Here is a 22300-nt window from a genome sequence, read left to right as displayed (position 1 = left end):
AACTGGGTGGGCCGTGTCGTATCCAGACATTCAATGGAACGACGCGATACTCATGTCCCGAGGAAGTAGCGATCGCGCAATGAACAACCCCTCTCAAAAACTCTCGGCCGTGGAGAAAATCGGCTACAGCCTCGGGGATCTTTCGGCCAATCTGATTTTTCAGACACTGGTAACGTTTCTCGCCTTCTTCTATACCGACGTCTTCCGGATTCCCGCGGCAACGGCGGCCACCGTTATTTTTGTCGTCGGCATGCTTGGGGCGTTCGTCTTCACGCCCATCATCGGGCTGGTCGCCGATCGCACCCACACGCGCTGGGGCAAATTCCGGCCGTGGATCTTGTGGACAGCCATTCCGTTTGGCGGCCTTTCTCTGCTCGCTTTCAGCACCCCCTCACTGGGCGAGCAGGGAAAGGTGACTTATGCGCTGGCTACGTATTCGTTGCTAGTACTGGTGTATGTCGCCAACAACCTGCCCTACTCCGCATTGAGCGGCGTGCTCACCGGCAGCATGGCCGATCGCAACAGTCTTTCGTCCTACCGCTTCGTGGCAGTGATGGTGGCGCAGTTCATCATCCAGGTGTTGTTGCTGCCACTGGTGTTGATTCTCGGTGGTGGCGACAAGGCGCGCGGTTTTCACAATACGATGATGCTATTCGCCATCGTGGGCACCGTGTTTTTTCTGATTACCTTCTTCACGACGAAGGAACGCATCGTGCCGACGCATGGGCAGCGTTCCAGCGTTCGCGATGATCTGATCGATCTGGCCCGGAATCGCCCCTGGCAGATCATGCTCGCCGTAACGGTGCTGATTTTCATCAATCTTGCACTCAAGGGCGGCATGTATATCTACTACTTCAAGTACTACATGCACGAAGCCCAACTCGCAGCGTTTCTCCAAAACGTTGGATTCAACGATCTCATCGCCGGCTTGAACAAGGTGCTGGTCGGCATAGGCCTGACCCACTTCCAATGGCCGAAGGATGCGCCCACTTCTGCGTTCAGCCTGTTCAACGCTCTGGGCATCATCTTCATGATCGTGGGCATTGGCTTTTCCAAGCGATTGGCTGATCGCTTCGGCAAACGCGATGTGTTCGGTGGTGCGTTGTTCGCATCGACCCTTTTTCTGCTGGCGTTCTATTTCTATTCGCCGGACAGCGTTGGCCTGGTCGTTATCTCGTACATCTTCCACGGCTTTTTCTACGGCATCACCATTCCGCTGCTGTGGGCGATGATCGCCGACGTCGCGGACTATTCCGAATGGAAAAACCGGCGACGCGCCACCGCCATGATCTTTTCCGCCATGCTGTGCGGTTTGAAAGTAGGGCTTAGCGTCGGCGGCGCATTGGTGGCGGGCATTCTCGCGTTCTATGGCTACCATCCTGATGCACCCACGCAATCGGCTGATGCCGTCAACGGCATCCACCTCACTGTCAGTCTGCTCTGTTCGCTTCCCTTCCTGGCGGGCGTGGGGCTGATGTTTCTGTATGAGATCGACAAGCCCATGGAGTTGCATATCGAGCAGGAGCTTGGTACGCGCCGTCTTCAGCCCGGCTTGGCATAATCGAATGGTTACCTGCAATGTCCGATGAAACTGTAACGTCTGATCTGCCTTCACTCGCCGCCAAGGCCATTTCGCAGCCGCTGGTCACGCATATCTACACAGCAGACCCATCGGCGCATGTGTTTGATGGGGCGATCTACATTTATCCATCGCACGATATCGAAGGTGGCGTTCCGTTCAACGACAACGGCGATCATTTCTGCATGGAGGACTATCACGTCTTTCGCATGACATCGCCCGACAGCGAAGCGGTGGACTGCGGCGTCGCTTTGCACGTGAAAGATGTTCCGTGGGCCGAGCGTCAAATGTGGGCGCCGGATGCGGCATGCAAGAACGGTCGTTATTACCTGTATTTTCCGGCCAAGCGTGCGGACGGCATTTTTCAGATCGGTGTCGCGATAGGCGACCGTCCGCAAGGGCCGTTCACGGCCGAACCCGAAGCCATCGGCGGCAGCTATTCCATCGATCCGGCCGTGCTTGGCGATGACGACGGCGCGTTCTACATGTATTTCGGTGGCCTCTGGGGCGGACAACTTCAGAGCTACCGCGACAACGTCTACGCCCAATCCAACGAAGAGCCGCGCGATGACGCGCCTGCGTTAGGGCCACGCGTCGCGAAGCTCAGCGATGATATGCTGCAGTTCGTCGAGCCGCCACGCGAGATCACGATTCTTGACGAGCACGGTCAACCGTTGCTTGCAGGTGATCACGACAGGCGCTATTTCGAAGGGCCGTGGATGCATAAATACCAGGGCACGTATTACTTGTCGTACTCCACCGGCAACACGCATCTTCTGTGCTACGCAACGGGCGACAACCCTTACGGACCGTTCACCTATCGGGGCCAGATTTTGACGCCGGTCGTCGGTTGGACGACACATCATTCCATTTGCACAGTCGCTGGCAAGTGGTATCTGTTCTATCACGACTCGCTGCTGTCTGGCGGCGTAACGCACCTGCGTTCGATCAAGATGACGGAGCTGCATTACGATGAACACGGCAACATCGTGACGCTGCACCCTTATGGAACATGATGCAAAGATGCCGCGCGATCATGCGCTCGAACCACTCGCACCGGGCCCGCTGATCCGCATTGCGTGCGGCGAACTTGCGGTTGATATCGCTCCGTCAGCCGGTGGCCGTATCGCGCAGATCACGCGTCATGGTGTGCCGTGGCTTGTTGGGTACAGTCAAGAAAACGAGGCGATGATTGCGTGGGGAAGTTATCCCATGGTGCCGTGGGCCGGTCGCGTTCGCCACGGGCAATTTCGTTTCCAGGGAAGCGATTACCAGCTTCCGCGCAATCTAGGCGAGCATGCCATCCATGGCGTGGGGTTTGGCGCGCCATGGCAGATCGATGAATATTCTCCTACGCACCTCGTTCTCTCGCTCGCATTACCCGAGGATGCGCACTGGCCATTCGGCGGCACCGCACGACAACACATCGAAGTGAGTGAAAACACGCTGCGATTGGCGCTAACGCTGACGGCCGGCAAGCACGCCATGCCGGCAACAATCGGTTGGCATCCTTGGTTTCAGAAACCGGATCAACTGGATTTCGAACCCGCCGCGATGTATCCGCGTGATCGCGATGGCATAGCCACGTTGCCGGTATCGCCGCCCGTTGCAGGACCCTGGGACGATTGCTTCATCAACCAGCACCCCGTGTTCATTCACCGCAACGGACAACGCTTGCAGCTGAGTTCCGATTGCACGCATTGGGTGGTGTACGACCAACCCGCGCATGCTACGTGCGTGGAACCGCAGAGCGGGCCACCCGATGCGTTCAACCTGACGTCCAATGCACCGATTCTGCCCGGTGCATCGGTTTGCGCATGGTTTCTGTTTGAATGGAGCCCTTAAGGGACCAACAGGGAGCGCGTACTAGCGTGCCCTCGGGTAAGCATCGACGCAGACTGCCCATGGGGCGACCGTTCTCCTACGTATTAATTGCGCCGACCACCTCGCGTCTCAGACCCTTGCCTGATAGCAAGGGTCCACCGGCTAATTACCGCTATACGCATTCATCAGAACGAGTGCGTAAATCAATCGATGCTCTGGTCAAAATCGGCGATCCCACAACCACACGGGGTAAAGTCGTCTCATTCCATGACAGCGGCAAGAATCATGGAATCAGCATCGCGAGACATGGCGACAAGGCGTCCTGCGGCACTTGCCCAGGGCTGTGGCCCATCATCGCCTCATGCGAGCTCATGCGCTTCCATAGCAAGGCCGCGGTGCAAGATGGTGACTTGATAGCTTCCCCACGTGGAAAGAATCGCGTCATCGCGATGTCGACGAATATGCATTACTGCCGCTCAGGCGGTGGGGCCAGTCGTGTGGCCCCGAACGGCTCAGGTGCATCCATTTCGATTTATCCAAACGCTCCCCGGCCAGCCATTATCAAAAATAAGCTCTGATCTTGGTTACGATCAAATGCCGGGATGAAATCCGTCGCCGTAAGCATCCTCCTTGCAGGAGGCGAATGCCGCCTTGACTCATCTGATGAACCGCAAATGTACTTGGCGCAGAAGACGCTGTCTGTCAGTACAAAGCTACGCGCACAAAAAACCCGCAGAACTGTTGTTCATGCGGGTTCCCAATTGGTGGGCCGTGACAGATTCGAACTGTCGACCAACGGATTAAAAGTCCGCTGCTCTACCGACTGAGCTAACGGCCCGGAAAAAAGTGAGTTGGTAATTCTATGGCCTGATGGCCCACGGCACAAGCAATGCGTACGGGTGGCTCACACGTAGCGGGTGGGATCGGCCAGCCCGGCCTCGCGGAAACCCTGCGCACGCAAGCGGCATGCATCGCAGCGTCCACAGGCACGGCCTTGAGCGTCGGCCTGGTAGCAGCTTACGGTTGCGGAGAAGTCCACGCCCAGGCGCTGCCCCTCCCGCGCGATATCCGCCTTGCTCATGGCCATCAATGGCGCATGGACGCGGATGCCCGCGCCTTCCACGCCGGCCTTGGTGGCCACGTTCGCAAGCCGCTCGAACGCTTCGACGAAGGCCGGGCGGCAATCGGGGTAGCCGGAGTAGTCCACGGCGTTGACGCCGCACCAGATGTCGGTGGAACCAAGCACCTCGGCCCAGCCCAGCGCCACGGACAGCATGATGGTATTGCGCGCCGGCACGTAGGTGACGGGAATACCCTCGCCGCCCTGCTCCGGCACATCGATATCCGCGGTGAGCGCGGAGCCGCCAATGCTGCGCAGATCGGCGTGCACGGTTTTGTGTTCGACGGCGCCGAGCATGCGCGCGACGTTCGCCGCTGCGTCCAGCTCGGAACTGTGACGCTGCCCGTAAGCGACGCTCAGGGCATGCACCTCGTACCCCTGCTCGCGTGCGAGGGCGATGGTGACGGCCGAGTCCATGCCTCCCGAGACGAGGATGACGGCCTTGCGCGGTGTAGATGCTGACATAGTGAATTCCAAGTGCAGAAGTACGGCCGGTCACCGGCCGGAATCGCTGCCGGCGACACAGGCCGGTGCGTGTGGTTTTAGTTTCCGCCTACAGCAGAAGCTTCATAGCGTCATTTCGGCGAACGCGGAAATCCAGTCAAAAGTGACGTGCGAAGCGCTACGAGAAAATCATTGCGTGCTTCGCAAAGCGTATTCAACTGGACCCCGGCCTTCGCCGGAGTGACGGTAAGGCAAGCACGTGCATGCTCCATGCGGAGCGCGCTCAGTGTCCCGGCGCGTCGTTCCACAGCAGTTTGTGCAGCTGCAGTTGAAAGCGCACGGGCAGTTTGTCTTGGATGATCCACTCGGCCAGCGCGCGTGGTTCGACTGCGCCATGCACGGGCGAAAACAGCACCATGCAGCGCTGGTCGATCCGGTGTTCGGCCACCGCGTTGCGCGCCCATTCGTAATCGGCGCGGCTGGCGATCACGATCTTCACCTGGTCGTGCGGCAGCAGATGGTCGAGGTTGGACCAGAGGTTGCGCTGGCTCTCACCGGAGTCGGGCGCCTTCAGATCCATCACCTTGCGCACGCGTGCATCGACGTCCGCCACATCGAGTGCGCCGGATGTCTCCAGCGACACTTCGTAGCCGGCATCGCACAACTTGTGCAGCAGCAGCAGGCAGCGCTTCTGCGCAAGCGGTTCGCCACCGGTGACGCATACGTGCGCAGCGCCATGTGAGGCGACCTCAGCGAGAATGTCGTCGATGTCGCGCCAGTTACCACCGTAAAACGAGTATTCGGTATCGCACCAGACGCAGCGCAACGGGCACCCGGTAAGGCGCACGAACACGGTGCGCCAGCCGATCGCATCGGCCTCACCCTGGATGGAGTGGAATATCTCGGTGATGCGCAGGCGCTCCGACGCCGGTTGCGTCGACGTGGCGCTTTCCACGTTCGTCGTGCTGCTGCTCACCGCTTTACCCTCAATGAGCCGCTTGCTGCGAGAGCCGATGCAGGCGTTCCTGGGCTAGCTTGGCTGCATTGGAACTGGGGTATTTGGCCACCACCGACTTGAGCGTGGCAACACCCGCATCGGTCTGTTTCATCTCCAGCTGGCTGTAGCCGAGCTTGAGCGTGGCATCGGGCACCTTGTCGCTTTGCGGATACTGGTCCAACAGGTGCTTGAAGGCCTCGACGGCAACCTGATAGTTGGTCGTGGCGTAGTACGACTCGCCCAGCCAATAGAACGCATTGGGGGTGAGCGCGTCGTTGGGATAGGTCTGGATGAATTCGCGGAAGCCGCGCGATGAAGAAACGTAATCGCCAGCGCGCAACGATTTAAACGCGGCGTTGTAAGCCTTCAGCGCAGCCCCTTTTTGTGCAACAGATTCGGCCGGAGGCTGAGCCGGAGCGGCGGGCGCGGGTGTTGCGGACGATGCGGCGGACGCCGTGGAGGCTGCACCGGCGGGCGCGGCAGCACTGGATGATGGCGCAGCCGGGTTGGCCGTACCTGTTTTCTCCAGGCGACCGACGCGGCTATCTAGATCGCTGTATTGGGCCTTGCTCTGATCCTGCAGCTGCTGGACCTGGTGCTGTAGTTCTTCAATCTGGCCCTGCAACTGCTGCATGGTCGACTGCATCTGCTGCAGCTGATTGAGCAGGTTGGTGCGGCTCTGATCCTGATTCTGTTGTTGCTGCTCCAGCCGGGCCACGCGATCGGACAAGCTCATGGGCGAGCTTTGGGCGTGTACGGGCGCCATAAACAGCATGGCGGACGCCAAGGCGCCCGCCATGCTGAGATTGGCCATGAAACGATTAGCCAACCGAAACACCATTATGTCGCGGTGTAGACGATATCGACGCGACGGTTCTTGCTCCAGCAATCCTCATTGTGCTCGCGGCACACCGGCTTTTCTTTGCCGTAGCTGATCACGCTGATCTGGCTGGAGGAACCGCCATTGGCCTGCAGCGCGCTGGACACGGCGTTCGCACGGCGCTCGCCCAAGCCCAGGTTGTATTCACGCGTACCGCGCTCGTCGGTGTTGCCTTCCAGGCGCATGCGAGCGGTCGGGACGTCCTGCAGGAACTTGGCGTGGCACTGCATGATCTGCTGGAATTCCGGCTTCACTTCGTCCTTGTCGAAGTCGAAGTACACCACGCGCTGCTTCAGGCAGGCATCGGTGTCGAGGTCAGCAGCGGTGTACTTGCCAGTGCCCTGCTGGGCCGGAGCAGTGGTGGTTTCCTGCGGCTGCTGCGGCTGAGGCTTCACTTCCTGCTTCTTGGAGCAAGCGGCCGCACCGACGCAGAGCAGGGCGACCAGGGCGATACGAACGGTCTTATTCATGGTGACGTTCCTTCAAACGGGTTTGATTTCCGACAGACAATGACGATTTCGGTTAGGGACAGCCATCGCCGGTGAACCGGCTGTTGTTTTGTTTTTTCTTACTGCGACAAACTAAGGCCACGCATTGTACTGCAGAGGCCCCTAAAACAGGCATGGCAAAGCGCCACGCCCGCCTTGGCCGGGACGCTTATGCGTCCCGAGCCCCTCCTCGGACATCCGGCCCCGCCTTCAGGCGCGACCGGCTGGATTTACTGCTTGCGATAAGGTCCCCAGGCCGGCTCGCGGACGTTGCCATCGGCGAGCGCCAGGCGCTGACGCACCATGCCATCATTCGAAACGGCATAAAGCACGTCTCGGACTCCATCGGTGGCGGCGTAGATCAACATGCTGGCGTTCGGCGCGAAGCTTGGCGATTCGTCAATCGGACCGGGCGAGATGAAGCGCACCTGCCCACCGAGGCTCTGGTCCATGATGGCGATACGATACACGTTCCCGTTGGCCTGCACCATGGCAATTTGCTTGCCATCGTAGCTAATGTTGGAGTCCAGGTTCTGCTGGCCCTGGAAGGAGATGCGCTCGGGTGTGCCACCCGTGGCCGGCATGCGATAGATCTGCGGGCGTCCAGAGCGGTCAGAGGTGAAATAGATGCTCTGGCCATCCGGCGACCAGACCGGCTCGGTATTGATGGCGAGGCTGCGGGTCAGGCGGGTTTCCTGGCGGCTGGCCAGGTCCATGACATAGATCTCCGGATTGCCCGTATATGACAAGGACAAGGCCAGCTTGCTGCCATCCGGCGACCAGGCTGGCGCGCTGTTGATGCCCTTGGCGCGGCCAGAAATCAGCTGACGCGCACCCGTCGTGACGTTCTGGACATAGACGGCCGAGTTGCCGCTTTCGAAGGATACGTATGCGATACGGGAGCCATCCGGCGACCACTTGGGCGACAGCAGCGCTTCGTGCGAGCGCGCCACCACCTGCGGATTGTAGCCGTCCGAATCGGCCACGATCAGCGAATAGTTGGCGTTGTTGCCGGTGCCGACCATGGTGATGTAGGCAATGCGCGTCCAGAACGCACCGCGCACGCCGGTGATCTGCTGATAGATGGCATCGGCGATCTGGTGCGCCACGCTGCGCAGGTCACTGATGGACGCCGGCGGCATGGCACCACCCAGCAGACGCTGTTGGCGGTTGACGTCCCACAGCTCGTATTCGACCGACACCATGCCATTGCCGGCATCCTTGATGCGGCCGATCACGATGTAATCCTGCTTGAGCAGACGCCAGGTGGCGAACTTGATGTCCGAGCCCTGGCTCGGCTGCTCGACGATCTCGCTCACTGCCAACGAGCGGAATTTGCCGCAGCGGTTGAGATCGTTGCGGATTACGTCGGCCACATCGGTGGGCAGCGGCGCACCCGTTTGGGCGAATGGCACGACCGCGATCGGCGTAGCGGACTTGATGCCGCCGACGATCTGTACGTTCAACGCCTGGCCAAAAGCGGGGCCTGCAACCAGCGCTGCGATCAGCAGCAGCATGAGGGTGAATAGCGATCGGGATGATCTGCGCATGGGTGACTTGCTCATTGCGGTCTGAAGGTGAAATTGATGTCACGCTGGAAAACTTTTTCGAATCCCTGGTAGGGCAGCGGCTGCGCACGCAGCACGGCATCCTCCACGGATTTCTTGCCCGCCGCGTCATAGGGGCAGTTCGCCGATGCCTTGGCGCTCAGCACCTGGCCGCCAGGAATCTGCACGATGTGAACCACGCATGGCGCGTCCGGCATGTTATCCGGCCTGATCCAATTCTGCGTGACGGCGTTCTGAATCGCCGCCAAATATTGCGATAGCAGCGTGCTGTTGGAATTGTTGCCGGTTTGGGTTTGTGGCGCGTTCGGCAGGTTCTCCTGCCCGTTGAGCTGGGCATTTTTCAGGTCAGCCAGCTGCTGTTTGGCCTGCTTGGCCTTGCTATCGGCCTTCTGTGTCTGGGCCGAGGCGGCATCGAGCTGCTTGAACAGCTCATCTACCTTCTGCTGCTCGGCCTTCTTTTTGGCCGCCTGGGCGTCCAATTCTGCCTGGCGCTGGCGCTCTTTTTCTTCCTGCTCTTTCTTGGCGTCCTCGGCTTTCTGCAGGGCCTCTTGCACCACGCGCTCCTGATCGACCACATCCGGATGTTCGGGCGGCGGCGGCAGTTGGCTCACCTTGGGCTGCTCCACCTGCGGCGGCGGCGGCGGCGGTATCGAAGGTGGCGGCGGCACGGTATTGGGGATCGGCTTGACCTTCACCGACTTAGGCGGCGGCGCAGCCGTATTGCCGATCAGCGTGGCCTCGATCGGCGGCCCGCTGAGCTGCAGCGGTGGCGGCGTGCAGGTAATCGGGTTGGGCAAGTGCAACGCGGTGAGAAACTTCTCATACGTCGTGCACGGCAGCAGTGCCAGGAACAGGAAGGCGACGATGCCCAGATGGAGAACGGCCGATAGGACGACCGCGAGCGGCGTGCCCTTGGCGTTACGGTCTTCCATTCGGATTGCCCGTCTCCGGCGCACTCATCAAACCGACCTTGGCCACGCCGGCTTGCTGCAATAAGGCCAGTACCTGATAAACCCCGTCATACTTGCCGTCGCGATCGCCCGCGACGAGCACATTCACATCCGGATTCTGCTTCACGAATGCGCCAACCTTGACCTTCAGCGCATCGGCTTCGATGGGTTCTTTCTTGCTGGTGCCCAGGGTGAGGTACATGTGGCCCTGGGAGTCGACCGAGACGATCACCGGCTCTTTCTTGTCCTGCAGCGACTTGGCGTTGGCTTGCGGCAGGTTGACATCGACGTTGGCGTTGAGCATCGGCGCTGTGACCATGAAGATGATCAGCAGCACCAGCATCACGTCGATGTAGGGCACGACGTTGATTTCGGATTTGAGTTTCAGACGCTTATGGCGCGCGGAGCTGAGCATGATCGCGGGCCTCGCTTAGTGGTTGTCGTCGATCTGGATCTGACGCTGCAGCACCGACGAGAACTCTTCCTGGAACACCTCGTAACGCGATGCGACGCGCTCGACCTTGTTGGCATAACGGTTGTACGCCCACACTGCCGGAATGGCGGCGAACAGGCCCATGGCCGTGGCGATCAGTGCTTCGGAAATGTGCGGCGCAACCACGGCGATGGTGACGTCCTTCATCTCACCCAGGCCCTGGAAGGCACCCATGATGCCCCACACGGTGCCGAACAAGCCCACGTACGGACTGATGGAACCGACGTTGGCCAGAAATTCCAGATTGCGTTCCAGCAAGCCGATTTCCTTGGTGCCGGCCACGCGCATGGCGCGCTCGGAACCCTCGATCACGGTGGGCATGTCGCTGCCACGGCGCTGACGTTGCCGCACGAATTCGCGAAAGCCCGACTCGAAGATGCTCTCCATGCCGCCGCTATCGCCACCGTTGCTCACCTCGCGGAACAGCTGCGCCAGATCCGCGCCGGACCAGAAGCGCTCCTCGAAGGACTCGGCATTGCCCATCGCTGCTTTGAGCTGCGAGTACTTGCGGATGATGATCACCCAGGACATGAAGGAGAGCACCAGCAACACCAGCATCACTAGCTTCACTGGCCAGCTGGCGTCCGCAACGATCTCGAAAACGTTCAATCCACCGTTCATGGCTTGGGGGTTCTCCACCACATGGGTATGTCGTAAATATCTGGATCAGGCCGGGACGTGATCGATCCGGCCGGTAATGTCTTGCGGAATCCGCGCGGGCTGCATCCGTTTCAGATCCACGCATGCCGCGCGAACCTGCGCCTGGATAAGCACGGCACCATCGGCCCGGCTGATCGTTTGCGCGAAAAGAATACTGGCTGAACGCCGCTCTTTGACTGCCACGCTGACCGTCAGTTCATCGTCCAGCAGGGCGGCCTTGAGAAAGTCGATCTCCATCCGGTGCACCATGAAAGCCAGCCCGGTGGCCTCCTTGAACGCCAGCTGGTCTACACCCAGGCCACGCAACCATTCCGTACGGGCGCGTTCGAGGAAGCGCAGGTAACTGGCGTGATACACCACGCCGCCGGCGTCGGTATCCTCCCAGTAGACGCGTACTGGCCAGTGGAATGAGGAGAGCATGGCGAGTCAATGGCAGAGAAGGAGTGATCTCGAAGCTTAACAGATGCCCCGCAGCAGAGACGGGTCGCCCCAGGGTCATTCCTTCGATATGCATGGCGGACCACCCCTCATACGACCGCCAGTAGCAACAAGGGAATTCCCATCTCTGTCGGACGAGAGGACTACAAGAAACGACAGACCTCACTACTTCTTGATTTTGTTCGCCCATTGCAAGCTGGACTAGCACGTTCTCCGGTCATTTTTATATGAACCGTGCCAAGACAACAGCTTTAATCGACCAATGGTAAAGGGGCAAAAATGAAAAAATCGTACTTCATTGCATCTGCCTCATTGCTCGTTGCAAGCGGTCAAAGTGTTTGGCGCCGAGCCAGTCCAAACAGCCGTCGAAGCATATGCATCATCTAACGTCATCTAATGTTCGAAACTCTTTCAATGCGAAGATAGCTACCCTGGATCCTGTCGATGCCTTGTCATCGCCCGACTTAATGTCGCCCATGGCAGGTCCTGCTCCAAACATAGATATGACGCTTTACGACATCTATTTAGAATTTCGTACTGCCCCGATTGGCAACCTGAGCGTAAAAAGTGCCATCGCGGAAACAGGCTTGTTCTCGGCAAGCCGGCTGCTGCCGGCTTACGGAACCGGTGCCTTAATTGGCGCAGGGATCAACTCCCTGATTGATACATATGATCCGGCACTAGGCGACGCCATAGGCGGCACGATCGCGGGCATGGTGGATGCAACCAATCAATCATGGAGTGAGATCAAGCAGGGCCAGTACCAAGCCTCGTTTGATGCCTTGTTTGGATATCCCATTAGCGGCAGCGGAAATCCATCTGGCGATTTCGGCGAATTTGAACCCATGGAAGTTTATTGGGGCTCACAAGGCTGTTACTAAGTTAAAACGCCAAGGTCGAGTGATCTATTGCTCGACCAGTCAACTTTGGAGAAATCATGGCCAGTTCAAGCCTATGGAATTCACGATGGATGTGGGTATTTGTTTCTTTGGCATGCACAGCATCGACCCTCTACCAGGGGAAAGGATCGCCGGCTTCCTATCTCGGCGCTGGCGGCTTCCTCTGTTTGGCATGGGCTGAAGCCTTCAGAAAGCATCCACGTCCGGCCAAATTGAACGCCACTCTCGGAGAGATTTACCAGGGGTTTAAAACCTCCGAATACCGCCCAGAGCCTTTGATACGCGCCGTTAGTTATCTCGGCTTGGCGCTTTGGACTGCAAGCGTTGTCGTATGGTGGCGATCACCTTGAGAACGCCGACCAGCTAAGCACCATCCCCAAATAAATCCGGAGACTGTCGCGGAGTTGGCGGCGTGAGGCCGAGGTGACGCCAGGCCTTTGCGCTGGCCATGCGGCCGCGCGCGGTGCGGATCAGGAAGCCTTGCTGGATCAGATACGGTTCGACCACGTCTTCGAGCGTGCCGCGGTCTTCGCTTAGCGCGGCGGCCAGCGATTCCACGCCGACCGGGCCGCCGTCGAAGTTCTCGATGATGATGGCGAGCAGGCGGCGGTCCAGTTCGTCGAAGCCTTCGGCATCGACTTTGAGCATGTCCATCGCGGCGTTCGCCGCCTCGTGGGTGATGTGGCCGCTGGCGCGCACTTCGGCGTAATCACGCACACGACGCAGCAACCGATTGGCGATGCGCGGCGTGCCACGCGCGCGACGCGCGATTTCCTGCGCACCATCTACATCGCAGGGAATACCAAGAATGCGTGCCGAGCGACGCACGATCGCAGTGAGCTCGTCGGGCGAATAAAACTCCAGCCGCTGGACGATGCCGAAACGATCGCGCAAGGGCGCCGTGAGCAGCCCCGCGCGCGTGGTCGCGCCGATCAGGGTGAACGGCGGCAGATCCAGCTTGATCGAGCGCGCGGCCGGACCCTCGCCGATCATGATGTCGATCTGGAAATCTTCCATCGCCGGGTAGAGCACTTCCTCCACCACCGGCGAGAGACGATGGATCTCGTCGACGAACAGCACGTCGTTCTTTTCGAGATTGGTAAGCAGCGCGGCGAGATCCCCTGCACGCTCGAGCACAGGCCCGGAAGTGGAGCGAATGTTCACGCCCAGCTCGTTGGCGATCACATGGCTGAGCGTGGTCTTGCCCAGGCCTGGCGGCCCGAAGATCAGCACGTGATCGAGCGCGCCGCCGCGCCTTTTCGCCGCTTCGATATAGATCGACAACTGTTCGCGCACCGCCTGCTGGCCGAGGTATTCGGTCAGCCGCCTTGGACGGATGGACGCCTCGAGCGCTTCGTCGTCGAGGTGAGCAGCAGCAGCGATGATGCGGTGATCGGACATGCGGCGATTATGGCTGAGACCGGGGGCTCCAGGGGCACATGCAGCGCCCCCGCCCGATCAAATCTCCACCTGCGTTCCCAGCTCGATCAGCCGATTGCCGGGAATCTGGAAGAACGCCGTCGCCGGCAGTGCATTGCGTGACAGGAAGGCGAACAGCCGGTCGCGCCATAACGCCATGCCGGGGCGGCGCTTGTCGGCGACGATGTTCTCGCGCGAAAGGAAGAAGGTGGTATCCATCAGGTCGAACGGCACGCCGGATTTGGCGCATTTGGACAGCGCCAGCGGAATGTTGGGGTCCTCGGCGAAACCGAAACGCAGTTCCAGCCCCCAGAAGTTGCCGCCCATCGGAGACAGGTGGATGCGTTCATCGGGGTCCGCGACAGGCGATTCGAGCATTTCCACCGTCAGCATGACGTTGCGCTCGTGCAGCACTTTGTTGTGTTTGAGGTTATGCAGCAAGGCATGCGGCACTGCATTCTGGTTGGCGGTGAGGAACACCGCGGTGCCCGGCACGCGTAAGGGCGGATGCTGACTGATGCTTTCGATAAACGGCTGCAATGCCAGGCCACCTTGCTTGATCTCGCGCACCACCAGCTCGCGACCGCGGCGCCAAGTCGTCATCACCACGAACACGCCCAGGCCCAGCACCAGCGGGAACCAGCCACCCGCTTCGACTTTGAGCAGGTTCGCGCCAAAGAACGACAGATCGATGATGAGCAGACACGCACCCACCAGGATGAGCAACGGCAAGCGCCAACGCCACTGATGGCGCGCCACAAACAACGCCAGAATCGTGGTGATGCTCATCGTACCCGTCACGGCGATACCGTAAGCGGCGCTCAATGCGTCCGAACTGCCGAAACCCACCACGGCGACCAACACCATGACGAGCAGGAACGCATTGATCCACGGCACGAAGATCTGCCCCGACATCTCACGCGACGTATGCACCACCGGCATGCGCATGGAATAGCCGAGCGACATTGCCTCGCGCGTCATCGAAAACGCGCCGGAAATGACCGCCTGCGATGCAATCACCGTGGCGGCCGTCGCCAGGCCGATCATCGGATACAGAAACATCGACGGCACTGCTTTGAAGAACGGATTGTCGATGGCAGCCGGATCGCGCAGCAGCAGGGCGCCCTGGCCAAAGTAGTTGAGCACCAGCGCCGGCAGGATGAAGTAGAACCAAGCCACACGAATGGGCCGCTTGCCGAAATGCCCCATGTCCGCATACAGCGCTTCGGCGCCGGTCAAAGCCAGCACCACGCCGCCCAGCGCGACGAAAGCGCCCCAGCCGTGCCGCACAAAGAAGTGCAGGCCATAGTGCGGCGACACTGCACGCAAAATCTCCGGCGTTTGCACGATATTGTGCAAACCGATCAGCGCAATGACGATAAACCACACCACCATCACCGGTGCGAACAATTTGGCTACGCGATCGGTACCGTGTTTTTGCAGGGCGAACAGAAAGAACAGGATGACCGCCGACACCGGCATCACCCAGTGCCCCAGCGCCGGCGCCGCCACTTTTACGCCTTCCACCGCCGAGAGCACCGAAATCGCGGGTGTAATCACGCCATCGCCGTAGAACAACGCAGCACCGAAGATACCGATGATCGCCAGCAGCCAGCGCAATCGGGGCTTTCCGCCCACGCCGCGCAGCGCCAGCGCCATCAGCGCCATGATGCCGCCCTCGCCCTTGTTGTCGGCGCGCATGATGAACAGCACGTACTTCAGCGACACCACGATGATCTGCGCCCAGAAGATCAGCGACAGCACTCCGTAGATGCTGTCCGGATGCGGCATCTTGCCCTCATAGCTCAACGTGGTCTGCAAGGTATACAGCGGACTGGTACCGATGTCGCCGTAAACGACACCGATGGCGCCCAGCGCCAAGACAGCGAGCCGTTTGCGGCTATCCCCCTCGCTCACTCCCTGATGAATGTCTTGACCCACGAATCAACTCCCGAGTGCGGCGCGCAGCGCCTTGCGGATAATGGTTTCGGCGTTGTCGCCGGGTTCGGCCACCTTCTGCACCAGGCGGCTTACTTCGGCAGGCTTGTAGCCGAGCTGTTGCAGCGCCACGGTGGCTTCGGCAGCAGGGTCGAGCGGCGCGCCGGATGTTGCAGCGAGGCTTGCCACGCCGACGCCCAAGCCATCCACGCGATCGCGCAGCTCCACGATGATCCGCTCGGCCGTTTTCTTGCCGATGCCTGGAATCTTGGTAAGCGCCACGACATCGCCTGCTTGCACCAGCCGGGCGAAATCCTGCGTGGAGACACCCGAAAGCACGGCCAGTGCGGTCTTCGCGCCGATCCCGCTCACCTTGAGCAGATTGCGGAACGATGCGCGCTCGGCTTCATGGAAAAAACCGTAGAGCGCCACGCTGTCTTCCTTCACCGCGTAATGAGTCAGCAGCGTGACTTCCTTACCGGTAGCCGGCAGGTCGTAGATGGTGGACATGGGCGCTTCCAATTCGTAGCCCACGCCACCGACTTCCACCAGCAGCCACGGCGGCTGCTTGGATATCAGGATGCCTCTTAGGCGGCCGATCATCGGCGACGTCTCCATGCAGTGCGTGGAATGCCCACGCGTTCGAGACTGGCGCGCGTATGCGCATGCGCCACGGCAATCGCCAGCGCATCGGCTGCGTCGGCCTGAATCGGGCCTTTGAGCCCGAGCAGTACACCAATCATGTGCTGTACCTGCGTCTTGTCGCTGCGGCCGCCACCGACCACCGCCTTCTTCACTTCGGTCGCCGCGTATTCGTGCACGGCGATACCGCGATGGACCACCGCGCAAATCGCTGCGCCGCGCGCTTGTCCGAGCTTGAGCGCCGAGTCGGCATTGCGCGCCATGAATACGCGCTCGATGCCGCACTCGACAGGGCGATGCGTGGCGATGATTTCATCTATACCGTCGAAGATACGCTTCAGGCGCAGCGTGAACGTCTCTTCATCGGCGACCATCAAGGCGGCATGAAAAACATGCGACAGCTTGCCCGCAGCATCGACATCCACGATGCCGATGCCGGTGCGCTGGCTGCCTGGGTCGATGCCGATGATGCGGATCATTGAGAAGCGGCTTGGAAGCCGATCACTCAGCCGGTAGCAAGGCGTTGTGATAGACCTCGCTCACGTCATCGAGGCCATCGAGTTTTTCGAGCAGATCGGTGAGCGTTTCCAGCGTTTCGCCCGCCACTGCCGTGCGATTGTTCGGGCGCATCACCACACCCGCGTGCTGCGCATCGAGGCCCGCGTTGATGAGTTGCTGCTGCACGGATTCAAAATTCTCCGGTGCGCAGATCACGGTGCTTTCGCCGTTCTCGTTGATCACGTCGTCGGCACCAGCCTCAAGTGCCGCCTCCAGGATTTTTTCTTCTGCCGCCGCATCGCCGTTCGTGGTGAACACGAGTTCGCCGCAACGCGTGAACTGGAACGCCACCGAACCGCTGGTGCCAAGGTTGCCCCCATGCTTGGTGAGCGCGTGGCGCACATCGGCCACGGTGCGCGTGGTGTTATCGGTGAAGCATTCGATGATCAGCGCGATGCCGCCCGGGCCGTAGCCTTCGTAACGCAGCTCTTCCATCTTCGCGCCGCCATCCGCGCCGGAGCCGCGCTTGATGGCGCGCTCGATGGTGTCCTTGGACATATTGGCGGTCAGCGCCTTGTCCACGGCCGTACGCAGGCGCGGGTTGAGCGCTGGGTCCGGCACGCCGGCACGCGTGGCGACGGTGATTTCGCGGATCAGCTTGGTGAACACCTTGGCGCGCTTGGCGTCTTCGGCATTCTTGCGACCTTCGATGGACGGGCCTCTACCCATGGGGATACCTGGCTTGGGTTTGAAAGTGGAAAGCGGGGGATTTTACTGCATTGCGCCATCCCACTTCCTTCCCCCGCGGATTGTTTACACGCGTCGCCCCGGCGAAAGCCGGGGCCTAGCGGCTTTTTGGACGATCAAGCCACCGGGCTCCGGCTTTCGCCGGGGCGACGAAGCTAGGATTTCGCAGGAGAGAGCGGCCCAAAGCTGCCTTCGCGCAGGAACGACGCGGTCAACCGCGCCACTTCGGCCGAAAACAGCAGGCCCGTGTGGCTGGTTTCCACCACGCAGTGGGCGGCCAGACCCGGTACCCGGGTTTCCTCCACGGCCACGGTACCATCGTGCTCGCCCGTAATCGGGCTGAGCATCGCACCCAGGCCGATTGGCATGGAGCCGGCGATTACCCCAACCTCGCGCGGACCCTTCCAGGTCTCAAGGCCTACTTCCAGCAGATGACGGTTATGGCCCAGCAGGACCTCGCCGCCGCGCCCCAGGCGACCGAAGGCACGTGCCGCCGCGCTGCCTTTCAGCGGCGAGCCCAGGCACACGATGCGTCCGGGCGGCAGATCCTGGACTTCCAGGCAGGCGCGCAGCGCCAGCAGCCCCCCCAGGCTGTGACCCACCAGGTGCACCGGACCAGGCGCGTAATGGCGAATGTTCGCGTTCAGCCGCGCCAGAATGTGCTCCTGCGTTGCCGCCACGCTCATATAGTCGAAGCGATGGACGCGAAAGCCCTCTTCCATCAGGCGGCGATGCAACATGCCCAGCGCGAAACCACGCATCCACAGGCCGTGCAGCAGGATGACGTGTTCGGTCATGAGGTCGGGGCAGTCACACGATGATCGGCAAACTTGAAGGCCGTCATTCCCGCGCAAGCGGGTACGTGGGGAAGGCACATGGATATGCCCGGGCTTGAGAAGCGAGGAATCCATGTTTGCTTCGTGCGTGAAAGCATCATGGATTCCCGCCCCCGCGGGAACGACGGCTCAATGTAACCTCACTCCGGCGTTTTCACTGCGACGTGCAACTCTTTCAACTGCGCATCGCTGACCGGCGAGGGCGCATCGGTCATCAGATCCTGCGCGCTGGTGGTCTTGGGGAATGCGATCACGTCGCGGATCGATTCGGTACCAACCATCAGCGCTGCGATGCGGTCGATGCCGAAGGCGATGCCGCCGTGGGGCGGCGCACCGAGTTTCAGCGCCTTGAGCAGGAAGCCGAACTTCATCTGCGCTTCTTCCGCGCCGATGCCGAGCAGATCGAACACCGCGCTCTGCATGTCGGGGCGATGGATACGGATCGAACCACCGCCGATCTCGTTGCCGTTGAGCACCATGTCGTAACCGCGGCTCACGGCGATCCCAGCGTTCGCACGCAACTCGGCGATATCGTCCACCTTGGGCGCGGTGAACGGGTGATGCAGGGCGACGAAGCGCTTTTCTTCCTCATCGTATTCGAACATCGGAAAATCGGTAACCCACAGCGGCTTCCAGCTGTTTTCCACCAGACCGCGATCCTTGCCGACCTTCAGGCGCAAGGCGCCCATGAAATCGGTGACGGCTTTCCACTTGCCTGCGCCGATGAACACCATGTCGCCCGACTGCGCACCGGTGGCCTTGAGCACGGCATCGAGCGCCGCGTCGTCGAGGAATTTGGCGACCGGCGAGTTCACGCCTTCACGACCCTTGGCGAGGTCTTCTACCTTGATCCAGGCCAGCCCTTTTGCGCCGTACTTGGCGACGTAGTCGGTGAGCTGGTCGATCTCTTTGCGGCTGAGCGCGGCACCGCCCGGCAAGCACAGCGCGGCGATGCGGCCGGCCGGATCGTTCGCCGGCTCGGCAAACACTTTGAACTCAACGTTCTTGAGCGCGCCGGCAACGTCGACCAATTCAAGCGCGATGCGCAAGTCCGGTTTGTCGGAACCATAGCGGCGCATCGCTTCGTCCCAGGTCATGCGCGGGAACGGCTCGGCGAGCTCCACGCCCACCACCTCCTTGAACACGTGGCGGATCATCGCTTCCACGAAATCCTGCACGTCCTTCTCTTCGACGAAGGCGAATTCCATGTCGAGCTGGGTGAATTCCGGCTGCCGATCGGCGCGCAGGTCTTCGTCACGGAAGCAGCGAGCAATCTGATAGTAGCGGTCGAAACCGGCCATCATCAGGATCTGCTTGAACAACTGCGGCGACTGCGGCAATGCGTAGAACTGGCCCGGATGCACGCGGCTGGGCACCAGGTAGTCGCGCGCACCTTCCGGCGTGGCCTTGGTGAGGATGGGCGTTTCGACATCCTGGAACGCACGTGCATCCAGATAACGGCGCAGCGCCTGCACCAGCTTGATGCGGGTGCGCATCATGTGCTGCATGTCCGGGCGGCGCAGATCGAGGTAGCGGTAGGTCATCCGCATGTCCTCGTTGGGGTTCTCGTGCAGCGCGAAGGGTAGATCCTTCGCGGCGTTGAGAATCTCCACCTGCTCGGCCAGGAGCTCCACCGTACCGGTCTTGAGCTTGTCGTTGGCCGACAGGCGCTTGCGGATACTGCCGGTAACGCGCACGCAATATTCGTAACCCAGTTCGCCGGCGACAGCGAAGGCGCCCGCGTTTTCGCGCTCGATCACCACCTGGGCAATGCCCTCGTGGTCGCGCAGATCGACGAAGGCAACGTGACTCTGCAGGCGAAGGGTATTCACCCAGCCGCACAAGGTGACGGTCTGGCCGATCAGCGACTCGTTGATGAGGCCGCAGTAATGCGTGCGCATACGAAAAGGAACTCCGGGCCGCCGGGGCGGCGAATTGGGCATGGAAAAGGCCCGGAATCTTAGCATTCCCCCCGACATTGCGCCGCGCGGGGCGTCAGCCGGCGATTTGCTCCAGCGCCAGGTGGCGCGTGCGCGGGCCCATCAGCCCAATCACGGCCACCACGATCAGCATGGCCCCCGCGATCAACACGAACACACCCGCTGTGCCCGCCCACTTCAGCATGTCGGCGATCACGAAGGCGGTGAAAATCGCGGAAAAGCGGCTCCACGCATAGACGAACCCGACGGCCCGCGCGCGTATGGCGGTGGGAAACAGCTCGGCCTGATAGGCGTGATAGCTGTAGGACATGATGTTGTTGGCCAGGGTCAGCCCGATCCCAAGCAGCACCAGCAGCAGCGCCGTAGAGACCTGACTGAACAGCAGACCGCAGACGATGATGGCGCAGGCCATGGCGATGATCACGTGCTTGCGCTCGTAGCGATCGCCGATGCGCAGCCCGATCAGCGGCCCCACCGGTGCGGCAAGCGCGATCAGGCTGGCATAGAGCAGACTGCTGGTGACGGTGACGCCGCGGCCGATCAGCAACGTCGGTACCCAGTTGGCGAAGCCGTAGAAACCCACCGTCTGGAACAGGTTGAAGATCGACATCATCAGTACTCGCCGACGATACGGTGGCACGAGCATGCTCGCAGGGCGACGACGCACGAAGCCCGATTCCGGCAGAAGCAACGGCGCGGGCAAAGGCCGACCGTATTCCGCCTGCACGCTCTGCTCCAACGCGCGCAACACGCGGTCGGCTTGCTCCAGGCGTCCGCGCTGAGCAAGCCAGCGCGGGCTTTCGGGCAATCCGCAGCGAATCCACCAGACGAACAACGCTGCCGTTGCACCGATCACCACCACCCAGCGCCACCCATCCCAACCCAGCGGCGCACGCGGCACAAGCAGATAGGCGAGCAAGGCCACCACCGGTACCGCGGCAAAGCCGATCGCCTGCACGCAGGCAAACGCACGGCCACGAATCTGTCGCGGCACCAGCTCGGACAAATAAGTGCCGATGGTGACCATCTCCACACCCAGCCCAAGGCCGGCCACGAAACGCCACGCATTCAGTCCCGTCGCTGTGTGCTGGAACGCCATTGCCAGGTTCGCCGCGGTGTACCACAGCAAGGAAGCCGTGAAGACCGCACGCCGGCCGAATCGGTCGGCAAGAAAACCGCACGCCAAGGTCCCCACGAACAAGCCGCAAAACAGCGCAGCGATGAAGCTCGCGACGCCGTGGGTGCCGAACAGGCCGGGCGTGGTTGTGCTGAGCATGCCGCTCTTGACCAGGCCCGGCGCGACGTAACCGCTGTACAAGAGGTCATACAGCTCGAAGAAAAACCCCAGGCCGACCAGCCACACCCACTTCCACACGCTGCGCGTAGGCGGCAAACGGTCGAGTCGCGCGGCAATCGTCGCCGCGTCAAGGGTCTGCTGGTGCTCGTTTAAAGATGGCGTCATCCCTGACCGGCTCCGCTACGTCGCGCAATTATGCAAGATGAAACGCCGCCACATGCGGGCCTGCGCGCCGAGTTTAGCCAGCCGGCGCTGTCAGGTCGTAGACGATGAGGGTGTGGGCGCAGGCGCAGCAGTCGGTGTGGGTGATGGGCTGGCGCTTTTGTCAGCAGGCGAAGCCGTCGCCGTTTCGCCAGCGAGGTTGCGCTTCTTGTCGCCATTTTTCTTGAAGTCGGTCTCGTACCAGCCACCGCCGGCCAGCCGGAACTGCGGCGCACTCAGCTGCCGCTGCACCTGCGGTGCCGCGCAGCTCGGGCAATCGGACGGATCGGGATCGGACAGTTTCTGCAAGCGGTCAAAGCGATGGCCGCAAGCGTTGCATTGAAATTCGTAGATAGGCATAGGCAAAGGCCTCCGTTTAGCTGCCAGCGGAGCTCTGGACGACGGGAGTATCGGGACGAACCGGCCGAATTCAACGGCGGGC

The 22300-nt window shown here is 60.9% G+C and carries 23 protein-coding genes and 1 tRNA gene; 5 read left to right on the top strand and 19 right to left on the bottom strand.

Going from position 1 to position 22300, the window contains the following annotated elements; all coding sequences use genetic code 11:
* The first annotated feature begins 79 nt into the window (after positions 1–79).
* Genes DWU98_RS00560 through DWU98_RS22520 form a run of 4 tightly spaced genes read left to right on the top strand, consistent with a single transcriptional unit; the run spans position 80 to position 3981 of the window.
* On the top strand, positions 80–1561 hold the full coding sequence (locus DWU98_RS00560) for an MFS transporter (RefSeq protein ID WP_115493536.1): 1482 nt from the start codon (positions 80–82) through the stop codon (positions 1559–1561).
* Positions 1562–1578: 17 nt separating this feature from the next.
* A complete protein-coding gene (locus DWU98_RS00555) occupies positions 1579–2595 on the top strand; it encodes a glycoside hydrolase family 43 protein (protein WP_115493535.1) in 1017 nt (338 codons plus the stop codon).
* 7 nt (positions 2596–2602) lie between these two features.
* Entirely contained in the window at positions 2603–3424 is an 822-nt protein-coding gene (locus DWU98_RS00550) for an aldose 1-epimerase (RefSeq protein WP_230474604.1), read from the top strand.
* Positions 3412–3981, top strand: coding sequence for a PAAR domain-containing protein (locus DWU98_RS22520; RefSeq protein WP_425480191.1), 570 nt, complete (start codon positions 3412–3414; stop codon positions 3979–3981). The genes DWU98_RS00550 and DWU98_RS22520 overlap by 13 nt, the downstream gene beginning before the upstream one ends.
* A 184-nt stretch (positions 3982–4165) precedes the next feature.
* Here DWU98_RS22520 and DWU98_RS00545 read toward each other — a convergent pair.
* The 10 genes from DWU98_RS00545 to ybgC all read right to left on the bottom strand — a co-directional run bounded on the left by DWU98_RS00545 (position 4166) and on the right by ybgC (position 11423).
* Positions 4166–4241: transfer RNA gene (locus DWU98_RS00545), tRNA-Lys, on the bottom strand.
* A gap of 66 nt (positions 4242–4307) precedes the next feature.
* The gene (queC, locus tag DWU98_RS00540) at positions 4308–4988 is read right to left on the bottom strand and encodes a 7-cyano-7-deazaguanine synthase QueC (protein WP_115493533.1); all 681 of its coding nucleotides are present in this window, start codon (positions 4986–4988) and stop codon (positions 4308–4310) included.
* Positions 4989–5250: 262 nt separating this feature from the next.
* On the bottom strand, positions 5251–5943 hold the full coding sequence (gene queE, locus DWU98_RS00535) for a 7-carboxy-7-deazaguanine synthase QueE (protein WP_115493532.1): 693 nt from the start codon (positions 5941–5943) through the stop codon (positions 5251–5253).
* 10 nt (positions 5944–5953) lie between these two features.
* Entirely contained in the window at positions 5954–6778 is an 825-nt protein-coding gene (gene ybgF, locus DWU98_RS00530; RefSeq protein ID WP_230474603.1) for a tol-pal system protein YbgF, read from the bottom strand.
* A gap of 26 nt (positions 6779–6804) precedes the next feature.
* On the bottom strand, positions 6805–7314 hold the full coding sequence (pal, locus tag DWU98_RS00525) for a peptidoglycan-associated lipoprotein Pal (protein ID WP_115493531.1): 510 nt from the start codon (positions 7312–7314) through the stop codon (positions 6805–6807).
* Positions 7315–7562: 248 nt separating this feature from the next.
* Complete coding sequence (gene tolB / locus DWU98_RS00520) at positions 7563–8882, bottom strand: Tol-Pal system beta propeller repeat protein TolB (protein ID WP_115494114.1); 1320 nt, start codon at positions 8880–8882, stop codon at positions 7563–7565.
* An 11-nt stretch (positions 8883–8893) separates the two neighbouring features.
* On the bottom strand, positions 8894–9832 hold the full coding sequence (tolA, locus tag DWU98_RS00515; RefSeq protein WP_115493530.1) for a cell envelope integrity protein TolA: 939 nt from the start codon (positions 9830–9832) through the stop codon (positions 8894–8896).
* The gene (gene tolR, locus DWU98_RS00510) at positions 9819–10265 is read right to left on the bottom strand and encodes a protein TolR (RefSeq protein WP_115493529.1); all 447 of its coding nucleotides are present in this window, start codon (positions 10263–10265) and stop codon (positions 9819–9821) included. The genes tolA and tolR overlap by 14 nt, the downstream gene beginning before the upstream one ends.
* Positions 10266–10280: 15 nt before the next feature.
* Positions 10281–10964, bottom strand: coding sequence for a protein TolQ (gene tolQ, locus DWU98_RS00505; RefSeq protein ID WP_115493528.1), 684 nt, complete (start codon positions 10962–10964; stop codon positions 10281–10283).
* Positions 10965–11009: 45 nt separating this feature from the next.
* On the bottom strand, positions 11010–11423 hold the full coding sequence (gene ybgC / locus DWU98_RS00500; RefSeq protein WP_115493527.1) for a tol-pal system-associated acyl-CoA thioesterase: 414 nt from the start codon (positions 11421–11423) through the stop codon (positions 11010–11012).
* Positions 11424–11815: 392 nt separating this feature from the next.
* On the opposite strand from ybgC, the gene DWU98_RS00495 reads away from it, so the two are divergent.
* A complete protein-coding gene (locus DWU98_RS00495; RefSeq protein WP_147293168.1) occupies positions 11816–12322 on the top strand; it encodes a hypothetical protein in 507 nt (168 codons plus the stop codon).
* A gap of 381 nt (positions 12323–12703) precedes the next feature.
* Here DWU98_RS00495 and ruvB read toward each other — a convergent pair whose 3' ends face one another.
* The 9 genes from ruvB to DWU98_RS00450 form a co-directional block, all read right to left on the bottom strand.
* A complete protein-coding gene (ruvB, locus tag DWU98_RS00490) occupies positions 12704–13741 on the bottom strand; it encodes a Holliday junction branch migration DNA helicase RuvB (protein WP_115493525.1) in 1038 nt (345 codons plus the stop codon).
* 57 nt (positions 13742–13798) lie between these two features.
* Complete coding sequence (locus DWU98_RS00485) at positions 13799–15700, bottom strand: potassium transporter Kup (protein ID WP_230474602.1); 1902 nt, start codon at positions 15698–15700, stop codon at positions 13799–13801.
* Between the two features lie 3 nt (positions 15701–15703).
* A complete protein-coding gene (gene ruvA, locus DWU98_RS00480) occupies positions 15704–16300 on the bottom strand; it encodes a Holliday junction branch migration protein RuvA (RefSeq protein ID WP_115493523.1) in 597 nt (198 codons plus the stop codon).
* Positions 16297–16818 carry a crossover junction endodeoxyribonuclease RuvC gene (ruvC, locus tag DWU98_RS00475; RefSeq protein ID WP_196239445.1) on the bottom strand — a complete coding sequence of 174 codons (522 nt, stop codon included), beginning with the start codon at positions 16816–16818 and terminating at the stop codon, positions 16297–16299. The genes ruvA and ruvC overlap by 4 nt, the downstream gene beginning before the upstream one ends.
* 22 nt (positions 16819–16840) lie before the next feature.
* On the bottom strand, positions 16841–17566 hold the full coding sequence (locus tag DWU98_RS00470; RefSeq protein WP_115493522.1) for a YebC/PmpR family DNA-binding transcriptional regulator: 726 nt from the start codon (positions 17564–17566) through the stop codon (positions 16841–16843).
* Between the two features lie 173 nt (positions 17567–17739).
* Positions 17740–18381, bottom strand: a complete 642-nt coding sequence (locus tag DWU98_RS00465; protein ID WP_115493521.1) for an alpha/beta fold hydrolase — start codon at positions 18379–18381, stop codon at positions 17740–17742.
* A 179-nt stretch (positions 18382–18560) separates the two neighbouring features.
* Complete coding sequence (gene aspS / locus DWU98_RS00460; RefSeq protein WP_115493520.1) at positions 18561–20321, bottom strand: aspartate--tRNA ligase; 1761 nt, start codon at positions 20319–20321, stop codon at positions 18561–18563.
* A 94-nt stretch (positions 20322–20415) separates the two neighbouring features.
* Positions 20416–21822, bottom strand: a complete 1407-nt coding sequence (locus tag DWU98_RS00455; protein ID WP_115493519.1) for an MFS transporter — start codon at positions 21820–21822, stop codon at positions 20416–20418.
* 90 nt (positions 21823–21912) lie between these two features.
* On the bottom strand, positions 21913–22218 hold the full coding sequence (locus DWU98_RS00450; RefSeq protein ID WP_115493518.1) for an FmdB family zinc ribbon protein: 306 nt from the start codon (positions 22216–22218) through the stop codon (positions 21913–21915).
* Between the last annotated feature and the right edge of the window lie 82 nt (positions 22219–22300).

Origin of the sequence: Dyella monticola (genome assembly GCF_003363155.1) — a bacterium.
Lineage (GTDB): Bacteria > Pseudomonadota > Gammaproteobacteria > Xanthomonadales > Rhodanobacteraceae > Dyella_B > Dyella_B monticola.
The sequence above is the reverse complement of the archived record's forward strand: the minus strand, read 5'-3'. Positions and strand labels throughout refer to the sequence as shown.

What these genes read in the sequence shown, in the direction of transcription:
- DWU98_RS00560 (WP_115493536.1), top strand. Translation starts at nt 80, where the DNA reads ATGAACAACCCCTCTCAAAAACTCTCGGCCGTGGAGAAAATCGGCTAC.
- DWU98_RS00555 (WP_115493535.1), top strand. Translation starts at nt 1,579, where the DNA reads ATGTCCGATGAAACTGTAACGTCTGATCTGCCTTCACTCGCCGCCAAG.
- DWU98_RS00550 (WP_230474604.1), top strand. Translation starts at nt 2,603, where the DNA reads ATGCCGCGCGATCATGCGCTCGAACCACTCGCACCGGGCCCGCTGATC.
- DWU98_RS22520 (WP_425480191.1), top strand. Translation starts at nt 3,412, where the DNA reads ATGGAGCCCTTAAGGGACCAACAGGGAGCGCGTACTAGCGTGCCCTCG.
- queC (WP_115493533.1), bottom strand. Translation starts at nt 4,988, where the DNA reads ATGTCAGCATCTACACCGCGCAAGGCCGTCATCCTCGTCTCGGGAGGC.
- ybgF (WP_230474603.1), bottom strand. Translation starts at nt 6,778, where the DNA reads ATGGCCAATCTCAGCATGGCGGGCGCCTTGGCGTCCGCCATGCTGTTT.
- pal (WP_115493531.1), bottom strand. Translation starts at nt 7,314, where the DNA reads ATGAATAAGACCGTTCGTATCGCCCTGGTCGCCCTGCTCTGCGTCGGT.
- tolB (WP_115494114.1), bottom strand. Translation starts at nt 8,882, where the DNA reads ATGCGCAGATCATCCCGATCGCTATTCACCCTCATGCTGCTGCTGATC.
- tolA (WP_115493530.1), bottom strand. Translation starts at nt 9,832, where the DNA reads ATGGAAGACCGTAACGCCAAGGGCACGCCGCTCGCGGTCGTCCTATCG.
- tolR (WP_115493529.1), bottom strand. Translation starts at nt 10,265, where the DNA reads ATGCTCAGCTCCGCGCGCCATAAGCGTCTGAAACTCAAATCCGAAATC.
- tolQ (WP_115493528.1), bottom strand. Translation starts at nt 10,964, where the DNA reads ATGAACGGTGGATTGAACGTTTTCGAGATCGTTGCGGACGCCAGCTGG.
- ybgC (WP_115493527.1), bottom strand. Translation starts at nt 11,423, where the DNA reads ATGCTCTCCTCATTCCACTGGCCAGTACGCGTCTACTGGGAGGATACC.
- DWU98_RS00495 (WP_147293168.1), top strand. Translation starts at nt 11,816, where the DNA reads ATGCATCATCTAACGTCATCTAATGTTCGAAACTCTTTCAATGCGAAG.
- ruvB (WP_115493525.1), bottom strand. Translation starts at nt 13,741, where the DNA reads ATGTCCGATCACCGCATCATCGCTGCTGCTGCTCACCTCGACGACGAA.
- ruvA (WP_115493523.1), bottom strand. Translation starts at nt 16,300, where the DNA reads ATGATCGGCCGCCTAAGAGGCATCCTGATATCCAAGCAGCCGCCGTGG.
- ruvC (WP_196239445.1), bottom strand. Translation starts at nt 16,818, where the DNA reads ATGATCCGCATCATCGGCATCGACCCAGGCAGCCAGCGCACCGGCATC.
- DWU98_RS00470 (WP_115493522.1), bottom strand. Translation starts at nt 17,566, where the DNA reads ATGGGTAGAGGCCCGTCCATCGAAGGTCGCAAGAATGCCGAAGACGCC.
- DWU98_RS00465 (WP_115493521.1), bottom strand. Translation starts at nt 18,381, where the DNA reads ATGACCGAACACGTCATCCTGCTGCACGGCCTGTGGATGCGTGGTTTC.
- aspS (WP_115493520.1), bottom strand. Translation starts at nt 20,321, where the DNA reads ATGCGCACGCATTACTGCGGCCTCATCAACGAGTCGCTGATCGGCCAG.
- DWU98_RS00455 (WP_115493519.1), bottom strand. Translation starts at nt 21,822, where the DNA reads ATGACGCCATCTTTAAACGAGCACCAGCAGACCCTTGACGCGGCGACG.
- DWU98_RS00450 (WP_115493518.1), bottom strand. Translation starts at nt 22,218, where the DNA reads ATGCCTATCTACGAATTTCAATGCAACGCTTGCGGCCATCGCTTTGAC.